This is a genomic window from Cytobacillus horneckiae (genome assembly GCF_002835735.1).
GTDB lineage: Bacteria > Bacillota > Bacilli > Bacillales > Cytobacillaceae > Cytobacillus > Cytobacillus horneckiae.
Genome location: NZ_PISD01000050.1, coordinates 15,500 through 38,764, shown reverse-complemented (window position 1 = coordinate 38,764; position 23,265 = coordinate 15,500). Strand labels below are relative to the sequence as shown.

The following is a 23,265-nucleotide window of genomic DNA, read 5'->3' as shown; positions in this document are numbered from 1 at the left end:
CTGTACCACCTACCTTCTTCTTCATGAACCGAACGGTCCAAATCCATCTTAAGGTTCACTTTGGCTGCACTCTTGTTGAATAATAAGTTTACTCCATAAAATGATTTTTGTTGCCACGATAAAAATCTACTGCCGCCTCACTTACATTATTAATCATTTTATTTAATTCAATAGCAAACTCAACATATGCATGACCTTGTGCTGTTAAAATATATGGAGATGATCTTACTATCGGTTCATATGTAAAATACGCTTCTTTAAATACGCCGAGAAACTTCCTTTGCTCCTTCGATAAAGTTACTGTATATGGAATGCTTTCTAATAGATTCGACCTTGCAAGCACATAAGGACCACTGCATATCGCAGCAATCACCCTTTTCTTTCCACAAAAATCATGTACCCATTGATAGTATTTTTCATCGTTTACTATCGGCAGCATATCCCCGCCAGGTATAATCAACAGCTCATAGTCTTCAACATTCGCTTCAGAAAACGTGATCGTCGGCACTGTCAGCAGTCCAGCCTCAGACCTTACAGCTTCCCTGTTATTTGATATTGTAAAAAGTTCATAACGATTGCTGATCATAGAGATTGCTGGAGCTATTTCAAATTCACAATACCCTTCAAACACAAGCAAAAGTGCTCTTTTTTTGTCCAAAAAATACACCTCTTTTTTAAATGGGCATTTCCTACATTATTCGTTGCGCATTTTTCAAAGCGCTCACCTTGATCTCAACAGTCTTTAGAAACTGCCCTAGTCAAAGATTTTATTCTTATAGATTTCTAATACCTCATTCAAAAATACAGTATTATACCCAGTTTTCTTATTGATTCTGGCAGTCCATTCCTGGACGGAGTGTAAATCTGGATCATCAATTAAACCTTCTGTCGTACTCAAAAAGCTCTTCCAGCCATAAAATTCCCAATGTGCAATTTCATTTTTGTAAGGACATCTGCATTCCAATAGCGGGATAGGATGAATACTCTGCTGCAGAATAAAAAGAAGATTCTTCCATCCTACTTGCGTCATAAATCTGCCGCGACACTTTCCCGCTAGGTCTAAAATACTCAATCTGTAAGTTATTTTCTACTTGAGAGACTCTAATATCAGCAGCTGGAAAAAATCCGCCCAACTTTTCATTGGTGTATTCTTGATCCTTTACATCTATTAATATCGGCTTTAACCATTGATCTCCTAAATCACATAAAAACCGGCGCCCCCGTTCATCCTCGGCGATGATAGCTGCATGAGCATGCTTTGAATGTAAATGATGACCAATCGGATACGCTTTGATGCCTTTTTCTTTAAATTCATTCAATAACCAAATGGATAAGTCAAAGCAATTACCTGTTATACCGTAGTGGATTTGATCTTCGCGCATTTGCGATACACTTCTTTGTTTTTTTGCCCATACCTTTGTTAAAGTTTCCATTGGAAAACCATCGAACCTTTTCCATACATTTAATAAATAGTCCGGCGCATTCATTGCATGAACTCCTATCTCAGTACTTCTTCTAATATTTCACATGCTAAGTTTGCTCTTTTCTCTATTTGATTCGTTTCATGATAATAGCTTAATAGTTGCCGCGAATATTTCTTCATTAACAGTAAATGTTGATTCTCGCGAAAGTAAGGATAAGCTTTTTCTTCCAAATACATAAAATAGGCTTTAGTCTCCTTAGATAAAACAAAAATATAAAGTTGAAAAAGATGAACAAACAAATAGTTTTTCTCTTTTTTTGCAATCGTATAGCCATCCTCAACCTTTTTTATCAATATTTTCCTTTGGTTCAAATTCCCCTCTATACAAATTTCAATATAATTTGCTAACCGGTTAATATATGTTGCACCTTGCTTTACTGTCAGCTTTAATGATTCATTTAAGCAATCGTAAGCCTCATTGAATTGTTTTCGTTTTAGAAAAGAAATCCCTAGATTATTAAGGAGCATCCCTTTCTTGTCTATTGCTCCTATTAAATCACAGGCATGTATGAGTCTTTTGTATTTTTCTTCAACCTCGATAAACTCATCGTCTGACATTTGTAACAGGATTAATGATTCCGCTTTGATAGCTTGCAAATAATTATTCGTTTCCTTGAAATAGGAGAGAGCTTTCTCCGCATAAAAATAGGAAATTACTCTGGAGCCTACATATTCGTATGCCAAAGCTAAATGATAATAGTATTCTGGATTTGGATAATATTTGATGTTTATTTTATTTAGTACAGCAATTGCTTTGAAATGATCGCTCTTTCTCGTTGAATATTTGATATAATATATACCTTTTAAATGAAGGAAAAGGTTCTGTTCATATGGATAAATCGTTGCCAATACGGGTTCGATTTTCTTTAACAAATAATCCACCTTATCCTTGTCCAGCTTCATCAGCCAATACCTTCCCATTAACAGCTGGAAAAAATACGAATATTTAGTTGACGTGATATATGGAATAGCCTCCAGGCTTTTGCGGTAATTCTCCATTTGCTTTGTTTGATTCATAATCATCGCTTCATGGAAACAATGGAGCATGAATTCTATTTTATCAAAGGCTTCAATTTCTTTATGTATATTAATATTGAGACGTTGTGAAAATAATGAGATGATTTCCGGAGAATAATCTGTCTTACCATTTTCAATTTTACTTATATGGGTAGCTGTGCAAATCCCTTCCCCTAACTGCGCCTGAGTCATGCCTTCTCTTTCTCGATAAAATTTAATGATTTGTCCAACAGACAATTGCACTCCCCCCAGGTCTGCTCTTCTTAGTTGTTTAATGTAACATGTCATATTAATCATTATTTTATCGATTATTCTGAAAATGTACAGATATTATTTATAAATGTTTTGTGAATGATTGACCTATAGATGGAAAAGGGAAAAGCATGAACTTTATTGTTCATGCTTTCGAGTGATTTTGTTTATTCTCCCTCAGTGACACCTACTGCTTCGTATGCTGCCATCACTGCTTGTGTTTCAGCTGAAGGTTGACTGTTTATATCAGGGTGTAAGTCCCTGGCGGCTTGAACCATTGCATCCCTTGTTTCAGCAAATCCGGATGAGGCAACTAAATAGACAGTTAACGCACGATATAAAATTTTTCCTAGTTTCGCTTCACCAATTCCATTAACCTCAACACCGTAGTGTTCGCCACCTTGAGAAATTAGATAGGCTGCTTTGTTATTAATACTGCTATTAATATGAACGCCGCCATTATCCAGTTCACCGATATAGCGATCATCATAATGATCAGGGTAACGATTATCCTTTAAACCATATGCTGGTGATAATGATCTTGTTTTAGGATCCTCCAGTGAACGAAGACCACCATCTCCAGGAATGTTAGGTGTATATACATCCTCCCCTATATCCCAATTCTTTTGATCAGCAGGTTTAAAATGGTTCTCTGCCAAAACGCCTAAAATATCTGCGATTGATTCATTAATCGCTCCAGATTCACCAGAATAAGTTAAGTTCGCTGTATTTGTTATCACACCATGTGTCATTTCATGACCAGCAACATCAAGTGCACCTGCCAATGAACTAAAATAAGCTCCATCACCATCGCCATATAACATTTGCTTGCCATTCCAGCCGGCATTATTCCACTTGTCACCAATGTGAACTGTGCTTATAATCTTCATTCCATTGCCATCTAAACTATTTCGGCTATGGACATTTTGATAATAGTTGTTAATTTTCAATGAGTTTGACTGAGCAGAAATTGCTGCAGGATCATAGAAAAAGCTTGAATTTGTTTCAACTTCAAAACCAGTAAAACCTAGTAGAGCAGATAATAATATAAAAGATGTTTCAGGCATCCTTCTAGCATCATAAGTATGAATGTTGACAGCGTTGCCTTTTATCGTTTCTACCGAATGTAAATGCGTTTTATTAGTTTCTAAATTTTTGGTTGCTTTAAAGGTTTGCATTTTACCAAATAAATCAAGCCCGCGTGCGTTAACGACTTCTGTGTCCGCTCCATGCATAGCGTTAAAGCGATGAACAACTTCACCGGAATTTGCATCGATAAAATAGTGGAAATATCCTGGTGAAGGCTGTGAAGTAGAAGCTTTTACTAAATAAGTTAAATAGTATTTTCCATCTAATGGAAGGATTGTTAATTCTGATTCTATCCCATCATAATCTTTCACTTCACCAATTTCTGTCTCTACTTCTGATTTAGTTATCGTAATTGCTTCATCTTCTGATAACGATGCTTTCGTCGTAATATTGGCACCAGCTAATTTCTGCGATACTTCACCAAAAGAAGCGATAACGTTAAATTCATCATCTAATGCAACAGACTGGCCTGTCCCATACACCGGAATTCCCTTTACTTGTTCAACTGTTTTCAGATGATATGTACCGGTTGATTTGTCAGTCATTTCATCGATTACTTTAAATTGTTCATTCGATGATGAAGCACCGAATGATTTTGGCGCTGCAACTTGTGATTTTAAATAAGCTTTTACTACTTCCTCCTTACTTAATCCAGCAGGTGCATTCCAAATAATTTGGTTCGTTTCCTCTTGGATGGCTGCATAAGTAGATAAAGGTGCAAATCCCGTAAATGTAACTGATAATGCAAGCGCTGCAGGAATGACAACCTTTTTGGCAAATTTATTTCCTTTTTGTTTTTTGTTCGCTTTCTTCACTCAACTCACCTCTTCAATTTTCTATATTCATAAAACAATTATAATTATTCTGAATATTATTTGATTCGTCAATAGTTTCCGATTGGGTTATTTTCAAAGGACTTTTTGCCCTGCAATCGCATAGAAATGTTCTTCTGCTGGATAAAAGCAGTCCTTTTATCGGATAAAATTAACCCAATTTATTTTTTCGAAAATTCAGTTATAGTAATGTTATGGATTGATAGAAACGCCATGCTTAAGCAAGGAGCTGATGAAAATTGAGGAAAATAGGCAAATTGATCATGACCACATTCAGCAATCTTTTGTTTGTACTGCTATGCATCTTTCTCTTTATCGTTGTATCTTCAAGACTATCCGGTAGCGAGCCTGCATTGTTTGGCTATCAAATGAAAACGGTTTTATCCGGTTCGATGGAGCCAACCTTTAAAACAGGTTCTGTTATTACTATAAACACTCAAAAGGATGCTGATAGCTACCAAACTGGTGACATTATTACTTTTAAAATAGACAACTATTTGGTGACTCATAGAATTGAAGAAGTTTCTACCCAAAATGGTACAACGGTTTATAAAACAAAGGGTGATAATAACAATGGTGCTGATTTATGGACTGTGCCCGCCTTTGACATTGTTGGAGAATATACCGGGTTTTCCATTCCCTACTTAGGGTACCTGCTTAGCGCTGCACAATCCAAAGAAGGCACCGCATTAATAATGATTATTCCAGGACTGTATTTTTTAGTAACAAGCTTTAGAAGTACTCCGTTGCCACAAACAAAAGAAGTTTTGAATTAAGCTATTTCTCCCATTGTGGAGTGAATACATATTTTTATTAGGAGGGTTTATATATGAAATGGAAATTTAAATTTACAAAAAGAAACTTAATGACTGCTGCTCTTGGTATTTCATTAATTAGTGGAGGTACATACGCTTACTTTAGCGATAGCTTTGCCACCCAAAATACGTTCGCAGCAGGAACTTTGGATTTGGCAGTGAATCCTGATTTTGTCGTTAATATTGATAACATCAAACCCGGTGATGAAATTTACCGTGAATTCACATTAGAAAATAACGGTACACTTGATATTCACAAGGTTCTTCTTCATACTCAATATGTTATAGAGGATGCAAAAGGCGATAATTCAGACGACTTTGCTGAGCATATTAAAGTGACCATCATGTATAACACCAGCAGTGCAACTGTTCCTGTTGTTGAAACGACATTAGCTGAATTGCAATCACAACAGCCGGATATTACAGCAATTGATACATTTGTAGGAAATGAGCAAATTCCAGACGGCATTCCTGCTGGCGGAAAGGAAAAGATGTTTGTCCTATTCGAATTTGTTGATAATGGGCAGGATCAAAACCAATTTCAAGGAGACAAGCTTAGGGTGAACTGGACATTTAATGCTGAACAAACAGCTGGAAATTATTACGATAATAAATAAATCCTTATAGATTCATGCCTGCTTCCTATCTTTGGAGCAGGTTTTTTGATTATAATGAAGAAAAAAGGAAAAGCGAGTGATTGCAATGCTTCAAGATTGGTTAGCAGCTTCAAATTATACAGTCATTTTTACAGGCGCAGGCATGTCTACAGAGAGCGGACTTCCTGATTTTCGTTCCGCTAATGGTCTGTGGAGAAAAAAAGATCCTAGTCAACTCGCGACTACAGAAGCATTAAATCATAATGTTCATGAGTTTGTTGAGTTTTATCGTGACAGAGTGCTTGGCATTAAAAAGTATGGTCCGCACAAAGGGCATAAAATCTTAGCAGACTGGGAGAAGAAACAGCTTATACATTCAATCATTACGCAAAATGTTGATGGTTTTCACACTGAAGCAGGCTCTATACGCGTAGCTGAACTGCATGGAACTTTACAGACTCTACATTGTCAATTATGCAACAAAAAATACAGCAGTGAAAAATATGTTGACGAAGACTTTATTTGTGAATGCGGAGGAATGTTACGTCCTTCTATCATACTTTTTGGAGAATCACTTCCTGAAGATGCATTTAATATGGCTTTTGAAGAAGCACAAAAGGCTGAACTTTTTATCGTTCTTGGTTCTTCACTTTCAGTATCACCCGCAAATCAGTTTCCTCTTATCGCGAAGGAAAGCGGTGCAAAGCTTGTAATCATTAATGAAGAACAGACAGATTATGATATTTATGCAGATTTAGTCATACATAAGCGAAAAATAGGTGAAGTATTGAAGGAGATCGATTCAATGTTACGTGAATCTTAATTTTGCTGTTTTTTGAGGAGGGGAATTTTTCCTTCTCTTTATTTTTATACAAAAAAAGCCCAGTGATGAATTTTCATCCATACTGGAGCTACTTCCAAGTGGGGCTTAGGATTCTATCTATAATATACACGGCTTATATAGTTTACGCATTTACTTTGTAAAGAGATCTTACACAGTATTTAGCAGATTTTATTATCTATTATCGCCTCTGCTTCTATTTCAATTAATAATTGAGGATGAATGAGAGATTTTACTTCAACCATTGTCGATACAGGCTGAACAGCATGAAAAAATTCACCGTGCGCCTGGCCAATTTCTTCCCATTTAGAAATATCAGTGACAAACATGCGTGTCCGGACAACATCGCTTAAATCTGCTCCGAGTTCAGCGAGTGCCTCTTTTATCCGTTCTATTATAAATTTTGTTTGGTCATATGAACTGCCTACACCCACAACCTTTCCATCTTTCATTGCTGTTGTCCCAGCAATTTCAATTTTATCGCCTATTTTAATCGCTCTGCAATAGCCAACCGTTGATTCCCAAGGTGAACCTGTAAATATTTTTTCTCTTTTTATACGCATCTCATTTTCCCCTTTTATAGCGTTAAGTTTGATCAATTAGCTGAATCGTGAGCCAACATTCATCACGTATCGCTTTATTTGTTAGCTTTCAATAATTCACAACAATGATAACTCCCGCCTCGCAAGACAATCTGCAGCAGTAGCAATATTGCTTCAGATGCCGAGAGAGTCATCGATCATATTTACTTCGAATTTTGCAAGCTCTTCCTTTACAGTTGGATAGGTTGTTGCGTTTTTTCCTGATATATTCCTTTGGCTCTTAATAGGAGAGAACCTGCACTATACGGATGTAACAACCTGCACACTTTATAATTGTCTTGTACCTGGTCTGTTTGAGTATAAGACAGCATCTGCATTCTCAATTCGTCGATTGGCATATGCACTGAACATTCATGCCTGTTACTTATGATGGTTCCTTATATTTGAACCATTCCATCCTTGAAGCTTCCCACGTCATGAAAACAGCTTTATCAGTAAAATCATCGAAAGCCACAATGGCAATCTCCATTAACTTATATCCAATCTAAATTCGAGATTTAAAAATAGAAAATTGCAACAATAAAAGATTAACATAATAAAAAGTCTTTGTTAAAGCTAATTTTTGTTTGGTAAGTCGAACATGAGGCACTTCAGCTGCTATTTTTGATCAAAAACAAATTGTAAATCGCTGTTCATCCTCAGTTCAAATAACAATTTTATGATACTTATGAAAGGGAGATGAATGAAATGCTAAAACCAATACAAAAATTAGTGAGGTTTTCCAGCAGCAAGACAGGTTCTATAATTATGTTACTTGCTTGGGTGATTGCTGCCATCATGTTGAGTGTCGGTGCACCGGGCTCTAAAGAATATTCGGGTACAAGTGAGGAACAAAGTGTAACAAAGGATATGCCTTCAGAAACGGCTGCTAATTTATTGAAAGAAGAATTCCCAACAGATGAGGGCTTAACGGCTTTACTGGTTTTTCATAAAAAAGAACCGATTGATCAATATGACCGTGAAAAAATATCACAGTTTAGTAAATGGATGACATCTGATAAAAAGCCGGATAATTTAGCGAGCTCCTTGCCATTCCATCTATTCCCAGAGCATTTACAGGATGAGATGTTTTCCGAAGATAAAAGTACATTAATTATTAATGCCGCTCTGATTGAAGGGTTAGATTCAGACGAAGCAAATGAAACATTGAATCAATTGCGAGAGGCGGTTGATTCCCTCGGATTAGACATGCAATTTGAAATTACTGGTCCTGCTGGTATCTCAGCTGACACCATTTCAATCTTTCGCAATGCTGATTTCATATTAATGAGTGCAACAATTGTGCTTATTTTCATTTTATTAATCTTGATATACCGGTCGCCAATTCTTGCAATCACTCCTTTGTTTATTGCAGGTATTGTTTATGCCATCGTTGATAGATTGCTTGGAATAGCTGGCAAACAAGAATGGTTTGCTGTTGATGGGTCTGCTGTATCTATTATGCTTGTTTTACTTTTCGCTGTGCTAACTGACTATAGCTTATTTGTGTTCTCCAGGTTTCGTGAAGAATTGTGTAAAAACACTTCTAAATATAGCTCTATGCAAGAAGTGATGCATCATGTGGCAGAGCCTATTCTCTTTAGCGGCGGGACGGTTTTGCTTGCGATGCTGACTTTATTTCTGGCAGTATTTGAGCCGTACAATCATTTTGCGCCTGTCTTTTCAGTAGCAGTCGTGGTGATATTGTTAGCCGGATTAACGCTTATTCCAAGTATTTTCGTTTTACTGGGCAGAAAAGCATTTTGGCCATTTGTTCCTTCAGCAAACGAAAAACAGCCTCAACAGTCTAAAAGGAAGATTTGGCAAAGAGCCGGCCACATAGTTACGAAAAAACCGGGCTGGATTGCTGGAATATTACTTATTTTATTTTTATTAGGTGCTTTTAATGTCAGTACGATGAACTACTCATTTAACCTTTTGAAGTCCTTTCCAGACAATATTTCTTCCAGACAAGGGTTTGAATTATTAGAGGAGAATTATCCGCCAGGTCAATTGTCTCCGGTCACAGTCTTGCTTTATGGAAAGTCTCCATTATCCGCTGATGAAGAAGGATTAGCAAATGTTCAAAAAGTTGCTGACGGATTGGCAGATCAACCAGGCGTTGCGGCGGTATCTCCCGATTTAACAAAAGATATGTTGCTCGGAAATGAGGAATTGCCCCAAAACTTCTTATCTGAGTCAAAGCGAAGTTTTCGTTTGCAGGTTGTCCTCGATGACAATCCTTATGATGAACAGGCACTCCGTACAGTTGAACAATTAAGAGAAAAAGAGAAAAAGATTTTAGACGAGGCTGGATTCTCATCAATTGAGACCTCTTTACAATTCGCTGGTCAAACAGCCCAGCAGCTAGATGTGCAGACAATGAATAGCAGAGACATGATTATTTTATTATCTGTTGTTACCATCCTGTTAACAACGATGCTTGGCTTCCAGACAAAGTCATTTATCCTGCCTATCATTATGATGTCTACCATATTATTGTCGTATTTCGCATCTTTAGGATTTAGCTGGTGGATATTCGAAAACATGATGGGCTATGATGCCATTAGCTACAGGATTCCAGTTTACACCTTCGTCTTTATGGTTGCTTTAGGAATCGATTATAATATTATGCTTGTATCGAGAATACGAGAACGGGCAAAGCATGTCTCATGGAATGAAGCAGTAAGGGATGGGGTATCATTAACTGGCGGTGTTATATCGTCGGCAGGTGTCATACTGGCAGCCACCTTCGCTGTCCTCATCACCCAGCCGCTCCAGGAACTATTCCTATTCGGCTTCACCATGGCACTAAGAATCCTCCTAGACACCTTCATCATCAGAGGATTCATGCTGCCCGCCCTCCTTATCTTAGTCGGGAACAGCAAATCAGGGTACCTGTCACCTACAAAATTCGACAAAACCCACAACTTGTGAGCAGCAAATCTCAAGTCTTCAGCTGAAGGCTTGGGCTTTTGTTTTGGATTAATGTTTTGTTGTAAATATGGTGCTTGTCGAAAAATGTTGGTGAGCGGCACCCACATCTTTCGACAAGCATTTAATATTATTACAGGTGATTATGTATATTTCCTATCTTAGTAATCCAAACTATGTACAAAACGTAAGGAGGATTAGCTATGGGACTATTTAATGCCATTAATCAATGGAGAGAGTCAAGATATGATAACCACGTAGAAAAGATGAGAGGGTTAGATAAATGTCCTGATTGCCGTGGTAGAGGAATGCAATATTATGCAGGGCATGAATATATGTTTTTGGATGATGATGCTTACCATTGTGCAAGTTGTGAAGGCAGCGGACTTTTCTCAGTTTGGGAAAGCAATCAAATAGAATAATAAAAACTCAACAGCAACGTTGAGTTTTAGTTAAACGTGACGTCAATCACCATCACTTCAGATTGTGAACCAATTCTTAATGCTGGTCCCCAAAGACCAAACCCTGAGGTTGTAAAGGAATGTAATTGTTGAATATTTAAATATCCCCAATCATTATCATACATTCTTTCTGTGATTAAATGTGCCGGTGCCAGCTGGCCGCGATGTGTGTGTCCAGAAAAAATCATGTCCGCACCTTCTGCTTGTGCCTCAATTATTTCTCTTGGCTGGTGGTCAAGTACAAAAATAGGCTTCGATTTATCCAACTTATTTATTAACTCATCCAAGGTCTTTCTGTTAGGATTCGTGAAATCATCTCTTCCTAACACAAGGAAATCACCTGCCACCTCTACCGCTTCATCCATTAAAAACCTTATATCAATCTCTTCAAGCTCTTTCTTAAGTTTTTCATTATGACCGCCGTAATAATCATGATTTCCTGGAACCGCGAAAACGCCAAGTGGTGCTTGTATTTTCTCCATTGTTGTTCTCATTTCCTGCTCTACATATGGAGTAATATCATCATTAATAATATCTCCCGGGAGAAAAATAATGTCTGGTTTAACATCATTTACAATCTTTACTAGCTTATCCAAATGATTATTCCCAATTACTGTCCCTAGATGCAGGTCAGCTGCCATAAGTATCTTTAGTTCCTTCTTATCATTCGCAATTGTTTTATCTATAGAGACATCGTACTCCCTGACTACCGGCGTCCACGCATTGTAGCTTCCATAAATAAACACGAATGCAAAAAATGCAACTGTAACCCAGCCTAATCCTATTTTCCATTTTCTGTTTTTCTTCAATATAAAATAAATGATATTAATGATGGGGAGAATGAGGATACTGTAACCAATAACAACAAGCCAATAACCACCGATCATTTCTAAAAGCGGAGATGGGATGCTATACCCACCAAAAAAAGCAAGTGATAATAATGATACAATTATTATATATGTCTTCTTATATTTAAACGAAAATGTCGTTTTTAACCAGCTCCAAAAGTTCACACCAATGTATAAACAAATGAGTGCATAGACCGACAAAAAGGCTAACCCAGCTAATATTGTGACCATGTAACAACTCCCTTTAAACGCAACATACTAACTAATAATAATAAATGATAATCTAAAAGAGTCAAACATCTTGCTTATATGTACATTATGAACCATTCAATAAAAATTTTATAAAAGAACTTATATTACATACACTTCCTTAAAGCTATATCCTTCTCAAGGCTTACGAATCTCCTCCTGCGCGGTTCGTACGTCGAGAAGCTTTTCCGCTTCTCTCCCTTAGTCTCTCGACTGACTTGCTTCTCTCCCTCAGGAATCGAGGTCGACTCCTCTACACACCTATTTGAACCTCCATACACATACTTTTTCCCTCTTACAAAGTTTGTACTTCATACTCATTTTATTTCAAAAAGGGTGCCTCTATGGACACCCCTTTTTACGCTAGATAGTTATTCCAAAAACAATTGGCATCCAGTAGTAGACGGCTAATGTAATCACGATTACACTCACTAAGTTTAGCCATACACCGGCTTTAGCCATATCAGAAACCTCCAACTCACCCGCGCTAAATACTGCCGTATTTGGAGGTGTGGCAACAGGAAGCATATAACATGAACCTGCAGCTAGAGCAACCGCAGCCATCATAATCAGTGGATCAATTCCGATAGCTACCCCTAGACCTGCTGATATCGGCAAAACTAAGTTTGCCACAGCGGTATTTGATAAGATTTCTGTCATGCCTAACACAATAACTACTAGCAATAAAATAATAATGAATGGTGTATATGCTTGTAGACCTTGAAGTGCAACAGCAATCCATTCATTTACGCCTGAATGTTCCAAGCTCGCTGCGAGGGCAAGTCCTCCTCCGAAAAGTACTAGTACACCCCATGGCAACTTAACTAAGTCTTCCCATTCAAGAATTCTTTCACCTTTTTTCGTACTTGGTAAGAAGAATAGTAATACGGCTCCCATCATTGAAATACTCGCATCTGGCAATGAACCAAGCCTGCTTAAAAATGAGAGAAAGCCTACATGATCTGCCACCCATGAAATAGCTGGTTTTCCTACCCATAATGAAACAGTCAAAAGGAAAACGGCGATAACAATCCATTCCTCAGTCTTTACTTTACCTAAGCCCTTCTTTTCTTCCTTAATAAAAGAAACTTTGCCCTCGTTTTCAGATTTTACCTTGAACTTCATTTTTGTTAAATAGAAATATAAGAAAACAAACATGATTAATGCTATTGGGGCAGCAAAAATGAACCACTGGACAAAAGTAACTTCAACATCAAATTGAATTTTTGCAATACCAGCAAGCGCAGCATTTGGCACAGCGGCAACCAGAGTAGCAAGTCCTCCGATTGTTGCCGTATATGCAACCGCTAACAAAATGGATTTCGCAAAAAACTTCAAATTTTGGTCTTCTAGTATTTTCTTTTCTCTAACCTCAGAGATTAATGCTAATGCAACCGGAAGCATCATTAACGCTGTTGCAGCATTGGAAATGAACATCGTCAGTAATCCAGTAGCGATCATAATACCGAGAATAATTTTATGACTCTCCGTACCAATCCAATCAATGATGTTTAAGGCAATTCTTCTATGTAAATTCCATTTCTCAATGGCAATTGCTAGAATAAAACCACCCATATACATAAAAATGACAGATTCCCCGTAAGAACGAGACACAACATCTATTGGTGCACCACCGAATAATGGAATGATGATCAATGGAAGTAATGATGCAACAGCCATCGGCACTGCTTCAGTTACCCAGTACGTTCCTATCATTGCAATACTTGCGATAACGACTCTTCCTTCATACCCAATCATATCGTTAGGTAACAAAAAGAACACTAGCAGTGCTAAGACAGGACCTAGAATTAGGCCAATGAGATTTCCGCGTGAATACGCTTTTTTATCCTTTTCTTTCGGCATTTTCCTCACCTTCTTTTCATTTTTCTAGGATAACTCTTATAACTTTACTGGAATTTGCCTAATTTGAAAATAGATAACTCGTAATTATTTCATATTTTATTATTTTTCGACTTGTAAACGCATACATTACCAACTATTTTTTGGAACATATTTGCAGAATTTAGCAAAGTTTAGATTGTGCAAATAATTATATAAATATAACAGAAAGAAAGATGAATATTATCTAATGTATAATAATGACAGGAATACCACCATAAAAAAAACCAACCATTAGTAGCAAATGATTGGTCTTTTACATCTTTTTATTTATCCTGCAGCAAATTCTCATTTTTCTCGTCATTGGTGTTGTTACATGTCCATTCTCTCCTTAACATACTATAGGTAATAATGTCTTCATAATGATCATAAAGCCATTGTCCTTCTCTTTGAATTCCTTCCTTCGTAAATCCTAACCTTTCTGGAATCGCTATACTCTTATAGTTGCTTGCTGCACATTGAATTTCAATGCGATTTAGTTCCAGCTCAGTAAATATGTATGAAATTAAGGCAGCAGATACAGTTTTCGTAATAATCCCTTTTCCTTGTATCTTTTCTCCAAGTAAATAACCGATACTTGTCGTTCGGTTTTTCCAATCAATAGCATGCAATCCGATCATCCCTACTAATTTACCTTTGCAGCGAATACCCGCATCGAAACCGTTATTTTCTGCATATTTTTGAATAAAGGCTTCAATTACAGGTTTCATATCATCCGGACTTTTCCTTTTATCTACCCATAACAGCCATTGCCTTAAATGGCTGCGGTTTTCGTCAATAAAAGAATAAAATTCTTCCTTATGGTGTTGCTGAAACATTTCAATTGATATATCTTTATCTACTTTATAAGAAAACATGAATCATTCTCCTTTGCACCCTTTTGAGAGTATTCTTGTCACCTAATTTCAAATCCTCCTTTTTTCATTACAATCATTCTTCTACACTTTGCTTCTAATTCCTGTTAAACAGGAAAAACCCCTTTTTAGGGGTTTTAAGTGAGTTTAGACGATTATGTCCGCTCGACTCCTGCGGAGAGTAACTAGGCTGGTCGCAAACCGCTAGAGCGGTAAACCATCATATTTTTAGAATGAAGGTAGGAATGGCCACTTTAGTTATTTTTTTCTTTAATCTTTTCTCGAATACTTTCAAGCTCTTCTAATGATAAGTTACTTAAAGAGCTTTTGATTTCCTCTTCTATTTTTTTCTTATTGCGTTCGCGGTATTTGTCCCACCATTCTCGTAATCCTTCTGTATGAACTAAAAGATATTCAAGATCTATTTCTTCTACTTCTTCATCTGCCAAGTATGTAACAACTGATGCAAGCATATAATTCAGATGTTCGTTTTCTGCTTTTAATTCAGCGGTATCGATTACCTCTTCAGCCTTTTTAGCCATATTAGTGGCCCTCCTTTAACAACGAAGATAGCCATAGTATGACCCTTTTAGCTTTTAATTAATAAATAGATAAAGTATGGAGCGCCAATTGCAGATACTACTAAACCGACAGGAATTTCCGAAGGCGCCAAAATTGTTCTTGAAATTAAATCAGATAGCAATAAGAGAAAAGCGCCGACTAAAGCTGATACAGGTATTAAAATTTCGTTCCTTGGCCCGACGAGCTTTTTAGCCAGTTGCGGAGCTACAAGGCCTAGAAATGCGATTCCACCACCAACGGCTACACTTGTTCCTGCTAAGGTTACCGATATAAAAAGCAGCCATCTTCTTTCGCGATTGACATTCACACCTAAACCGATAGAAGCGGTGTCCCCTAGCCCAAGCACATTTAAATACCTAGATTTATAAATCGCAGCTGGAATGAAAATGAGTATCCACGGAAGCAGCGATAATACATAGCTCCAATCAACACCAGAAATATTTCCTGAAAGCCATACTGTCGCTTGCGTGAACGTCCTTGGGTCCATTTTAAGCTGGAAGATGATAATAAGCGCCGAAAAAGCGGCATTAATGCCGATTCCAACTAGAATAAGCCGTATCGGAGTCACACCTGTTTTTTTCCATGAAAAAAGATAAATTAAACAAGCGGCAGCGATTGCTCCAATTAAAGCAAATAACGGCATGATAAATATGGATAAAAAAGGTGAAGCAAAACTCATTCCCTGTGTGAAAAAGATATAGATAATGACTGCAAATCCTGCTCCTGAATTAATACCTAATATACCGGGGTCAGCAAGACCATTTTGGGTTGCACTTTGTAATATCGCCCCGGAAACGGCCATTCCAGCACCGATTAAAATGGCAATCACCATTCTCGGCAACCGAAAATCAAACAGGATTAAATCATACTCGCCAGTCCCATTACCAAATAACGTTTTAGCCACCTCTATCGGCGGAATAAAACTAGATCCAAAGCTTAAGCTAAGGAAAAATGTTATGATTATCGCTGCTATTAAGAGGATAGCTACTTTTATGGATTTTGATTTCTTTGCTTTCATAGCATTCCTCTCCCTTCACGACGTGCAAGGTAAAGGAAAAATGGCACACCAATAAGAGCCGTGACAGCTCCTACAGGGGTTTCAAAAGGCGGATTAATCAATCTTGCCCCCACATCAGCTAGCACTAATAGTACTCCACCCAATACAGCTGAACATGGTATAATCAGCCGGTAATCGCTTCCTACGAGAAATCTGGTGATATGTGGGATCACTAGCCCTACGAATCCAATCGTGCCCGAAATGGATACAGCTGCACCAGTTAGAAGCAAAACCGTTACAAATCCTAGCGCTCTTACTATTCCCGTCCTTTGCCCTAATCCAGTAGCTACTTCATCGCCCAAACTCATCACAGTGATCGAACCGCTGATCATAACTGCTATTAAAAGGCCGATAACGAAAACCGGCAACGCAGTAATGATATTTTCCCATTGAAGACCTGCTACCCCACCTGCATACCAAAAGCTTAAATCCTTTGCCACATCAAAATGAATCGCAATGGCAGATGAAATCGAACTTAATAACGCAGTAATCGCTGAGCCTGCTAAGGCAAGCTTGACAGGGGTTAAGCCATTTTTCGAAAGACTGCCGATTCCAAAGACCAATCCAGCACCAAGTCCTGCGCCGATAAAAGCTGCCGCCATTAAGCCAATTGAAGATGATACGCTCGCAAAAGCAAGGGCTACAGCAATCATAAAGGTGGAACCGGCAGTGACACCCATAATTGAGGGTGAAGCTAAAGGGTTGCGTGTCATCCCTTGCATAATGGCACCTGAAACTGCTAAAGCCGCACCAACTAAAGCTGCAGCTAATGCCCGCGGCAGCCTCAATCGCTGTATAATTTGATGTTCAGTTCTTGCCGGGTCAAATGAAACTATACTCTGCCAAACGGTGCCAACATCAATATTGGCTGCCCCAAAAGCAATTGAAATTGCCATGGATAACACTAATAATGCTGTACCAAAAATAATAATTATCATAGCGATAACTTTATTTCTAGCAGATGCTTTAAATTGTAATAAAGCCATTATGTATCCTCTTTCTAAAAAAAATGTTGTCATCGATAATGATAATTGTTATCATTTGTTTAGAAATTATATCACAAATACTCTAGGAGGTTAACTATTGAATACAAAAAACCTTCTGTTAACTGCGCTATTAAGTTCTTCTCTCGCTCTATTTGCTTGCAGCAGTGATACAGATCAAACGAACAACAAGGACAGTAATGCAAATACATCACAGGAAACAGAAGATCGAGTCCTAACTGATGCATTGGGAAATGAAGTGACGATTCCAGCTAAACCGGAGAGAGTTATAGCTACATACTTAGAGGATAACTTAGTTGCACTTGGCATCACACCTGTCGCGCAATGGACTGTTGCTAATGGCAAGCAAGAATACTTGCAGGAATACTTAAAAGATGTTCCTACCATTGCACATGACCTGCCTTTAGAAGCAGTATCAAGCTTTAAACCAGATTTATTAATTATGGATTCAGCCGCTATGGTTGAAGGTGGCAAATATAATCAATATTCTAAAATAGCTCCAACCTATGTTATTGGCGAAGAAGAAAATAATGATTGGCGCGAAGAGCTAAAACAAATTGGAGAAATTTTCGGCAAGGAAGCTGAAGCTGAAAAAGTACTCGATGAATACGAGACAAAAGCTGAAGCTGCAAAGAAACAACTGCAGGAATCACACAAAGGCGAATCAGCTGCTGCAGTTTGGTTAGTGAATAACAGTTTATTTATGGTAAGTGAAAACCTTTCATCCGGTGCCGTTTTATATGGTGATTTAGGAATGGCTGTTCCGGATGTCGTAAAAGAGGTTTCTGCATCCGCTACCGGCAACTGGTCAGCTGTTTCGTTAGAGAAACTCGCTGAATTAGATGCTGATCACTTATTCTTGATTAATAGCGATAAAGAAACTGGATCTGAAATGCTTAAAGATCCGCTATGGGCTAACATCCCTGCAGTAAAAAACGGCAACCTTTATGAATTTTCCCGCGATTCCAGCTGGCTATATACCGGCACAATTGCCAATAGCCAAATTATTGATGATGTGCTTGAAAGTATTACAGAATAATTGGATCACATGAAGTACGCCTAACTCATTACCCCCTTATTTTGAGCATTGGCGATGCTATAATAGATAAAAACAGCAACTGATTCATCAGTTGCTGTTTTTTAATGATATTAACTGTATTTAAGCGACATGGTCATGCCCGCTTTGTTTATTATGGTAATAGTGAACAATGAATGTGATCACAAAGGCAAGAACGATAATGCTAAAGAACAGCACATGACCTATTTCAATTCCAAGTACGCTTAAGAACATCTTTATAGCGATAATTCCAATTAGAATAAACGCTGTCGATTCTAATTCCGGAATCTTTTCAATTAAAACGAGGAATAGCTTAGCAACGGTCCTCATCATTAAGATTCCCAGCATTCCGCCAATGAGCAGTATCCACACTTTGTCAGAAACAGCAAATGCCGCCAGGATGCTATCGACTGAAAAGGCAAGATCCATCAATTCCACCGAAATGACCGTTCCCCAAAACACACCAAACGTTCGGATAAGAAGCCCGTCTTTTTTTACACCATTTAAATCGTCTTCAGGTGATTTCAACCAAAATTGCTTAATGACGAGCCACGCTAAGTATGCTGCCCCTAATACTTTTATCCACCAAAATTTAATAAGCCACATGCCTAGTCCAATAAATAAAAATCTAAAGAAATAAGCGCCAAATAAGCCGTATGTTAATGCCTTTTTTTGTTGATCTTTTGGTAAATGTTTAACCATTACTGCTAATACGAGTGCATTATCAGCCGATAGCAATCCTTCTAAAACTACGAGCGTGCCAATATATCCCCATGAAACTGGATCTGTAAGCACCTCTTTCCACATTGCCCAATCAAAAAAAGAAGCATATGTAGAGAGCAGCTGATTAACAATGTCCATTAAGAAGACCCCTTTAATATAAATTGTATAGAACCTTTTTATTATATCAAAAAATATTTAGATTACCTAACCTTTAGTATTACTAAACAAATATTCTCTTTTCTTTCTATATAAAAGTATAAGCAAAAAAAAAGATTTCTAATATAATAAATCAAAGAAATTTACAAAAGGAAGAAGAGAGAAGGTGGAAATGATGCATTTGATTAAATTGTTCAACAAATGGCGCAATGAACGTTTTGAGGAACATGTATCAAAAATGAAGGTGGAGAATAAATGTCCCGATTGCTACGGTCGGGGATTTATTGTTTATCCTGCCAATGTCTATTCCTTTCATTCCGATCACTTCCGTTGTCCAGGTTGTGAAGGCTCAGGTCTTTATGAAGACTGGAAACCGCATTAAATATCTTGCAAGCAATACTTTAGTTTCTTTTAACGACTGTTGAGACAAAAAGAGCGTGTCTTACACGCCCGAAATATTCGGTATGTAAGACACGCTCTTTTGACCTAATGAGAATCCCAGCAAATGCTGGACTTCCTTTCGCTTATTAAACAGTTTTCCAATCAGCAGCAAATTTCTCAATGCCTTGATCAGTAAGTGGATGCTTTGTAAGCTGTTCGATTACTTTATAAGGAATCGTCGCAATATGTGCACCCGCCATTGCTACTCTCGTTACATGATCCGGATGGCGAACAGATGCGGCAATAATTTGTGCATCAAGATTGTGAATACGGAAGAGCTCAGCTATTTTCGATACAAGCAGCACCCCATCCTCTGAAATATCATCTAGTCTGCCTAAGAATGGAGAAACATACGTTGCGCCTGCTCTAGCAGCTAGCAATGCCTGATTGACAGTGAAAATAAGGGTAACATTTGTTTTTACGCCTTTTTTAGCTAAATAGCGTGTTGCTTCCAGCCCATCAATAGTCATTGGCAATTTAATTGTAATATTTTTGTCGCCACCGTTGATTTTAATTAATTCGTTTGCTTCAGCTATCATTTCTTCTGCAGTAAGTGCATTTGGTGTAACTTCAGCTGAAACAGACTCAACATCAGGAACTGTTTTTAAAATTTCCTCTATACGATCCTCAAACTTGACGCCCTCTTTGGCAACAAGTGAAGGGTTTGTAGTTACCCCAGCTAAAACGCCAATTTTATGCGCTTTTTTAATATCTTCCAGGTTAGCAGTATCAATAAAGAATTTCATTTAAAATACCTCTCCTCTTAATTAACGAGTATTTGAAAACTATTATAACATAGTATTCAATTTCCTCTTATTTTTCCATACTACATCTATTGCAGATAAAGGACAATCAATTAGGTATGAAAAGCTTAAAAACCTTTAAAAATTTTACATATGTGTGAATAATTATAATAACACTTGCGTTCTTTCATAGACAAGCTCAAATGCTAATCAAATGGCGATTTGCCAATCTACCTTTAATAACTAACTACTACATATGCAAGTACACCTAGCCAGAACCAGTTGAAGCTTATGGCTCCTTGCTCTAAACTAGCTAGATGCACGGCTTATATCACAGTATTATTATCAAATTAAAAAGAAATACTGAACTCAGTATTTCTTTTTTTGTATATCATTTATTCCATCCAATTTGTATGGAAAACTCCTTCTTTATCGACACGTTTATATGTGTGCGCACCAAAATAATCACGTTGCGCCTGAAGAAGGTTTGCCGGTAAAGTCTCTGTACGATAACTGTCATAATAAGCAATTGCGCTAGAGAAGGATGGCACAGGAATTCCACGCTCAATTGCCACACCAAGTACTTTACGCAATGCTTGTTGATAATTTTCTACAATGTCTTTGAAATATGGATCTAACAGAAGATTCTTCAGCCCAGAATCGCGGTCATAGGCATCTTTGATTTTTTGCAGGAATTGTGCACGGATAATGCAGCCTCCACGGAAAATCATTGCTATATCGCCATAGCGAAGATCCCAGTTTTTCTCTTCGGACATTGCACGCATTTGCGCAAAACCTTGTGCATATGAAACAATTTTACTCATATACAGCGCTTTCCGAACGGCTTCAATCAGTTCTTCTTTGTTGCCACCGTAGGCCTTTACTTCTGGTCCATTTAACATTTGACTTGCTTTCACACGCTCATCTTTCATAGCAGAAATAAATCTTGCAAATACAGATTCAGTGATGATTGGAAGCGGCACACCAAGGTCTAATGCATTTTGGCTTGTCCATTTTCCTGTCCCTTTTTGTCCTGCAGTATCAAGAATTACATCGACAAGCGGCTTACCTGTGTCTTCATCTTTCTTAGTGAAAATATCTGCTGTTATTTCAATTAAATAACTATCGAGTTCGCCTTTATTCCATTCAGCAAATATTTTATGAAGCTCGTCTGCTTCTAAACCTAATACATGCTTCAAAATGAAATAAGCTTCAGAAATCAATTGCATGTCTCCATACTCAATTCCATTATGAACCATTTTCACATAATGCCCGGCACCATCTGGACCTATATATGTACAGCATGGATCGCCGTCTACCTTTGCAGAAATCGCTTCGAAAATAGGCTGAACAAGCTCATAAGCTTCCCGTTTACCCCCAGGCATAATGGAAGGACCTTTAAGCGCGCCTTCTTCACCGCCAGACACACCCGTTCCGATAAAATGAAAACCAGCCGTCGCTAGTTCATTATTACGGCGGATTGTATCTTCAAAATATGTATTTCCACCGTCAATAAGAATATCGCCTTCTTCTAGATGAGGTTTTAAAGATTCAATGGTCGCATCTGTTGCTGCGCCAGCTTTAACCATTAACAAAATTTTTCGCGGTGTTTCAAGTGATTGGACAAACTCCTCCACTGTTTTTGCACCAACAAAGTTTTTGCCTTCTGCTTCATTTTTTAAAAATTCTTCTGTTTTTTCATACGAACGGTTAAATACAGCGACTGAATAACCTCTGCTCTCAATATTTAACGCAAGGTTCTTACCCATTACTGCTAAACCGATAACACCGATTTGTTGTTTAGCCATGATTTGCTTCCCTTCTCTCATGTATTTAAGTCATTCTTTTTTATTGGTTCAATAGTGATAGGTGCCCAATGATTCCATCTCATTCATTCAGTATTTAAAAAACACCCTCTGTGAATTATACAAAACAGCAGGGGTGATTACAATAAATGTGAATATTAATGAAACTATAAGAATTTTCACATAATTTTTTTCAGTATATGAATATCCTTCCATCCATATACAACCTCTCTTAATTGCTTATCTGCAATTGAAGTGACTAGTGTATCTATACGCTCCCCTCCCAGCTTCTCATAAAAAAAACGTGAAGGATTATCAGCAAGTACAATTACAACCATAGCATGTAATTGCCTTGCAATTAATTCATTTACAAGCGGTGTCAACAGCGCCTGCCCTATTCCTCTCCTTTGATATTCTTTCAGTATGTAAACAGCATAAAGTTCTCCCTTGTATGGAGGATATTTTCCTGATCGCTCCATACCTCCACTCGAAAAACCGATGATATCTCTTTGGTTATTTTCTGCCACGTATACAATCTGTTCTGGGATATTTCGCTGCCAAAGCTTTTCACGATTATGTTCATTAAGCTGTTGCAAGTATGTATTAGGAATAATCCCTTTATATGTCGTTTGCCAGCTCTCCACATGAACCTTGGCTATCCCTGCTGCATCTTTAAGTGCAGCTTTTCTTATAATCATGGCGAAGCTCCTCTCCATACACTTTTATTCAATATGATCAATATTGAATATTGGCGGGTCAATGATGATTTAGGGTTTATTTTTCATTTAGTTGGCAGGGATTTCCTTTGTGGCTTCTTTTGGCTACGCCCTTATTATTTTGAAAAAAGAAAGAGCCCAGTTCATTCCTATAAGCTACAATTGTAATCAGCGACGAAAACAATGTGGAGGAATTAATCATGACTCATTTACAGTTTAACCCAAATCT

The 23,265-nt window shown here is 37.7% G+C and carries 23 protein-coding genes; 7 read left to right on the top strand and 16 right to left on the bottom strand.

Features of this window, described 5'->3' with window-relative positions; genetic code table 11:
* Positions 1–88: 88 nt before the first annotated feature.
* The 5 genes from CWS20_RS20605 to CWS20_RS20590 all read right to left on the bottom strand — a co-directional run bounded on the left by CWS20_RS20605 (position 89) and on the right by CWS20_RS20590 (position 4,656).
* Positions 89–658: a DJ-1/PfpI family protein gene (locus tag CWS20_RS20605; RefSeq protein WP_158237022.1), complete on the bottom strand. Its 570-nt coding sequence runs from the start codon at positions 656–658 to the stop codon at positions 89–91.
* 96 nt (positions 659–754) lie between these two features.
* Positions 755–898 carry a hypothetical protein gene (locus CWS20_RS29215; RefSeq protein ID WP_326134982.1) on the bottom strand — a complete coding sequence of 48 codons (144 nt, stop codon included), beginning with the start codon at positions 896–898 and terminating at the stop codon, positions 755–757.
* A 37-nt stretch (positions 899–935) separates the two neighbouring features.
* Entirely contained in the window at positions 936–1,487 is a 552-nt protein-coding gene (locus CWS20_RS20600; RefSeq protein WP_326134984.1) for a hypothetical protein, read from the bottom strand.
* A gap of 11 nt (positions 1,488–1,498) precedes the next feature.
* Complete coding sequence (locus CWS20_RS20595; protein ID WP_158237021.1) at positions 1,499–2,737, bottom strand: helix-turn-helix domain-containing protein; 1,239 nt, start codon at positions 2,735–2,737, stop codon at positions 1,499–1,501.
* 182 nt (positions 2,738–2,919) lie between these two features.
* Positions 2,920–4,656, bottom strand: coding sequence for a M4 family metallopeptidase (locus CWS20_RS20590; protein ID WP_066199078.1), 1,737 nt, complete (start codon positions 4,654–4,656; stop codon positions 2,920–2,922).
* Positions 4,657–4,913: 257 nt separating this feature from the next.
* On the opposite strand from CWS20_RS20590, the gene sipW reads away from it, so the two are divergent.
* The 3 genes from sipW (at position 4,914) to CWS20_RS20575 (ending at position 6,908) form a co-directional block, all read left to right on the top strand.
* Positions 4,914–5,450: a signal peptidase I SipW gene (gene sipW, locus CWS20_RS20585; RefSeq protein ID WP_241504227.1), complete on the top strand. Its 537-nt coding sequence runs from the start codon at positions 4,914–4,916 to the stop codon at positions 5,448–5,450.
* Between the two features lie 53 nt (positions 5,451–5,503).
* Entirely contained in the window at positions 5,504–6,106 is a 603-nt protein-coding gene (locus CWS20_RS20580; protein WP_066199080.1) for a TasA family protein, read from the top strand.
* Between the two features lie 85 nt (positions 6,107–6,191).
* The gene (locus tag CWS20_RS20575) at positions 6,192–6,908 is read left to right on the top strand and encodes an NAD-dependent deacylase (RefSeq protein WP_066201725.1); all 717 of its coding nucleotides are present in this window, start codon (positions 6,192–6,194) and stop codon (positions 6,906–6,908) included.
* Between the two features lie 179 nt (positions 6,909–7,087).
* Here the strand turns inward: CWS20_RS20575 and CWS20_RS20570 are convergent, their stop codons facing one another.
* Positions 7,088–7,483: a RidA family protein gene (locus CWS20_RS20570; protein WP_083957506.1), complete on the bottom strand. Its 396-nt coding sequence runs from the start codon at positions 7,481–7,483 to the stop codon at positions 7,088–7,090.
* A 732-nt stretch (positions 7,484–8,215) separates the two neighbouring features.
* Between CWS20_RS20570 and CWS20_RS20565 the strand changes: the two genes are divergently transcribed.
* Together CWS20_RS20565 and CWS20_RS20560 are read left to right on the top strand one after the other, a co-directional pair.
* On the top strand, positions 8,216–10,444 hold the full coding sequence (locus CWS20_RS20565; protein WP_066199085.1) for an MMPL family transporter: 2,229 nt from the start codon (positions 8,216–8,218) through the stop codon (positions 10,442–10,444).
* Positions 10,445–10,644: 200 nt separating this feature from the next.
* Positions 10,645–10,863: a methionine aminopeptidase gene (locus CWS20_RS20560; RefSeq protein ID WP_066199088.1), complete on the top strand. Its 219-nt coding sequence runs from the start codon at positions 10,645–10,647 to the stop codon at positions 10,861–10,863.
* 26 nt (positions 10,864–10,889) lie between these two features.
* On the opposite strand, the gene CWS20_RS20555 is transcribed toward CWS20_RS20560, so the two are convergent.
* The 6 genes from CWS20_RS20555 to CWS20_RS20530 form a co-directional block, all read right to left on the bottom strand.
* Positions 10,890–11,981 (bottom strand): metallophosphoesterase, encoded by a 1,092-nt coding sequence (locus CWS20_RS20555; RefSeq protein ID WP_066199091.1) that lies wholly within the window; start codon positions 11,979–11,981, stop codon positions 10,890–10,892.
* Between the two features lie 381 nt (positions 11,982–12,362).
* On the bottom strand, positions 12,363–13,862 hold the full coding sequence (locus CWS20_RS20550; RefSeq protein ID WP_066199094.1) for an SLC13 family permease: 1,500 nt from the start codon (positions 13,860–13,862) through the stop codon (positions 12,363–12,365).
* Between the two features lie 302 nt (positions 13,863–14,164).
* Complete coding sequence (locus tag CWS20_RS20545) at positions 14,165–14,755, bottom strand: GNAT family N-acetyltransferase (RefSeq protein ID WP_066199097.1); 591 nt, start codon at positions 14,753–14,755, stop codon at positions 14,165–14,167.
* A gap of 251 nt (positions 14,756–15,006) precedes the next feature.
* Positions 15,007–15,294, bottom strand: coding sequence for a hypothetical protein (locus tag CWS20_RS20540; RefSeq protein ID WP_066199100.1), 288 nt, complete (start codon positions 15,292–15,294; stop codon positions 15,007–15,009).
* Positions 15,295–15,341: 47 nt separating this feature from the next.
* On the bottom strand, positions 15,342–16,352 hold the full coding sequence (locus CWS20_RS20535; protein ID WP_066199103.1) for a FecCD family ABC transporter permease: 1,011 nt from the start codon (positions 16,350–16,352) through the stop codon (positions 15,342–15,344).
* On the bottom strand, positions 16,349–17,377 hold the full coding sequence (locus CWS20_RS20530) for a FecCD family ABC transporter permease (protein WP_066199106.1): 1,029 nt from the start codon (positions 17,375–17,377) through the stop codon (positions 16,349–16,351). The genes CWS20_RS20535 and CWS20_RS20530 overlap by 4 nt, the downstream gene beginning before the upstream one ends.
* Positions 17,378–17,474: 97 nt before the next feature.
* Here CWS20_RS20530 and CWS20_RS20525 point away from each other — a divergent pair, with 97 nt between their 5' ends.
* Positions 17,475–18,434: an iron-hydroxamate ABC transporter substrate-binding protein gene (locus CWS20_RS20525; RefSeq protein WP_066199109.1), complete on the top strand. Its 960-nt coding sequence runs from the start codon at positions 17,475–17,477 to the stop codon at positions 18,432–18,434.
* 120 nt (positions 18,435–18,554) lie between these two features.
* Here CWS20_RS20525 and CWS20_RS20520 read toward each other — a convergent pair whose 3' ends face one another.
* Positions 18,555–19,313 (bottom strand): TerC family protein, encoded by a 759-nt coding sequence (locus tag CWS20_RS20520; protein WP_066199110.1) that lies wholly within the window; start codon positions 19,311–19,313, stop codon positions 18,555–18,557.
* Between the two features lie 193 nt (positions 19,314–19,506).
* Here CWS20_RS20520 and CWS20_RS20515 point away from each other — a divergent pair, with 193 nt between their 5' ends.
* Positions 19,507–19,713 (top strand): methionine aminopeptidase, encoded by a 207-nt coding sequence (locus CWS20_RS20515; RefSeq protein ID WP_066199119.1) that lies wholly within the window; start codon positions 19,507–19,509, stop codon positions 19,711–19,713.
* Between the two features lie 145 nt (positions 19,714–19,858).
* On the opposite strand, the gene fsa is transcribed toward CWS20_RS20515, so the two are convergent.
* From fsa to CWS20_RS20500, 3 genes are all read right to left on the bottom strand, one after another.
* Positions 19,859–20,518: a fructose-6-phosphate aldolase gene (fsa, locus tag CWS20_RS20510; RefSeq protein ID WP_066199122.1), complete on the bottom strand. Its 660-nt coding sequence runs from the start codon at positions 20,516–20,518 to the stop codon at positions 19,859–19,861.
* A 392-nt stretch (positions 20,519–20,910) separates the two neighbouring features.
* Positions 20,911–22,323, bottom strand: coding sequence for an NADP-dependent phosphogluconate dehydrogenase (gnd, locus tag CWS20_RS20505; RefSeq protein WP_066199124.1), 1,413 nt, complete (start codon positions 22,321–22,323; stop codon positions 20,911–20,913).
* A 176-nt stretch (positions 22,324–22,499) separates the two neighbouring features.
* Complete coding sequence (locus tag CWS20_RS20500) at positions 22,500–23,018, bottom strand: GNAT family N-acetyltransferase (RefSeq protein ID WP_066199126.1); 519 nt, start codon at positions 23,016–23,018, stop codon at positions 22,500–22,502.
* Positions 23,019–23,265: the final 247 nt, after the last annotated feature.

What these genes read in the sequence shown, in the direction of transcription:
- CWS20_RS20600 (WP_326134984.1), bottom strand. Translation starts at nt 1,487, where the DNA reads ATGAATGCGCCGGACTATTTATTAAATGTATGGAAAAGGTTCGATGGT.
- CWS20_RS20580 (WP_066199080.1), top strand. Translation starts at nt 5,504, where the DNA reads ATGAAATGGAAATTTAAATTTACAAAAAGAAACTTAATGACTGCTGCT.
- CWS20_RS20575 (WP_066201725.1), top strand. Translation starts at nt 6,192, where the DNA reads ATGCTTCAAGATTGGTTAGCAGCTTCAAATTATACAGTCATTTTTACA.
- CWS20_RS20565 (WP_066199085.1), top strand. Translation starts at nt 8,216, where the DNA reads ATGCTAAAACCAATACAAAAATTAGTGAGGTTTTCCAGCAGCAAGACA.
- CWS20_RS20560 (WP_066199088.1), top strand. Translation starts at nt 10,645, where the DNA reads ATGGGACTATTTAATGCCATTAATCAATGGAGAGAGTCAAGATATGAT.
- CWS20_RS20555 (WP_066199091.1), bottom strand. Translation starts at nt 11,981, where the DNA reads ATGGTCACAATATTAGCTGGGTTAGCCTTTTTGTCGGTCTATGCACTC.
- CWS20_RS20550 (WP_066199094.1), bottom strand. Translation starts at nt 13,862, where the DNA reads ATGCCGAAAGAAAAGGATAAAAAAGCGTATTCACGCGGAAATCTCATT.
- CWS20_RS20545 (WP_066199097.1), bottom strand. Translation starts at nt 14,755, where the DNA reads ATGTTTTCTTATAAAGTAGATAAAGATATATCAATTGAAATGTTTCAG.
- CWS20_RS20540 (WP_066199100.1), bottom strand. Translation starts at nt 15,294, where the DNA reads ATGGCTAAAAAGGCTGAAGAGGTAATCGATACCGCTGAATTAAAAGCA.
- CWS20_RS20535 (WP_066199103.1), bottom strand. Translation starts at nt 16,352, where the DNA reads ATGAAAGCAAAGAAATCAAAATCCATAAAAGTAGCTATCCTCTTAATA.
- CWS20_RS20530 (WP_066199106.1), bottom strand. Translation starts at nt 17,377, where the DNA reads ATGGCTTTATTACAATTTAAAGCATCTGCTAGAAATAAAGTTATCGCT.
- CWS20_RS20520 (WP_066199110.1), bottom strand. Translation starts at nt 19,313, where the DNA reads ATGGACATTGTTAATCAGCTGCTCTCTACATATGCTTCTTTTTTTGAT.
- CWS20_RS20515 (WP_066199119.1), top strand. Translation starts at nt 19,507, where the DNA reads ATGCATTTGATTAAATTGTTCAACAAATGGCGCAATGAACGTTTTGAG.
- fsa (WP_066199122.1), bottom strand. Translation starts at nt 20,518, where the DNA reads ATGAAATTCTTTATTGATACTGCTAACCTGGAAGATATTAAAAAAGCG.
- gnd (WP_066199124.1), bottom strand. Translation starts at nt 22,323, where the DNA reads ATGGCTAAACAACAAATCGGTGTTATCGGTTTAGCAGTAATGGGTAAG.
- CWS20_RS20500 (WP_066199126.1), bottom strand. Translation starts at nt 23,018, where the DNA reads ATGATTATAAGAAAAGCTGCACTTAAAGATGCAGCAGGGATAGCCAAG.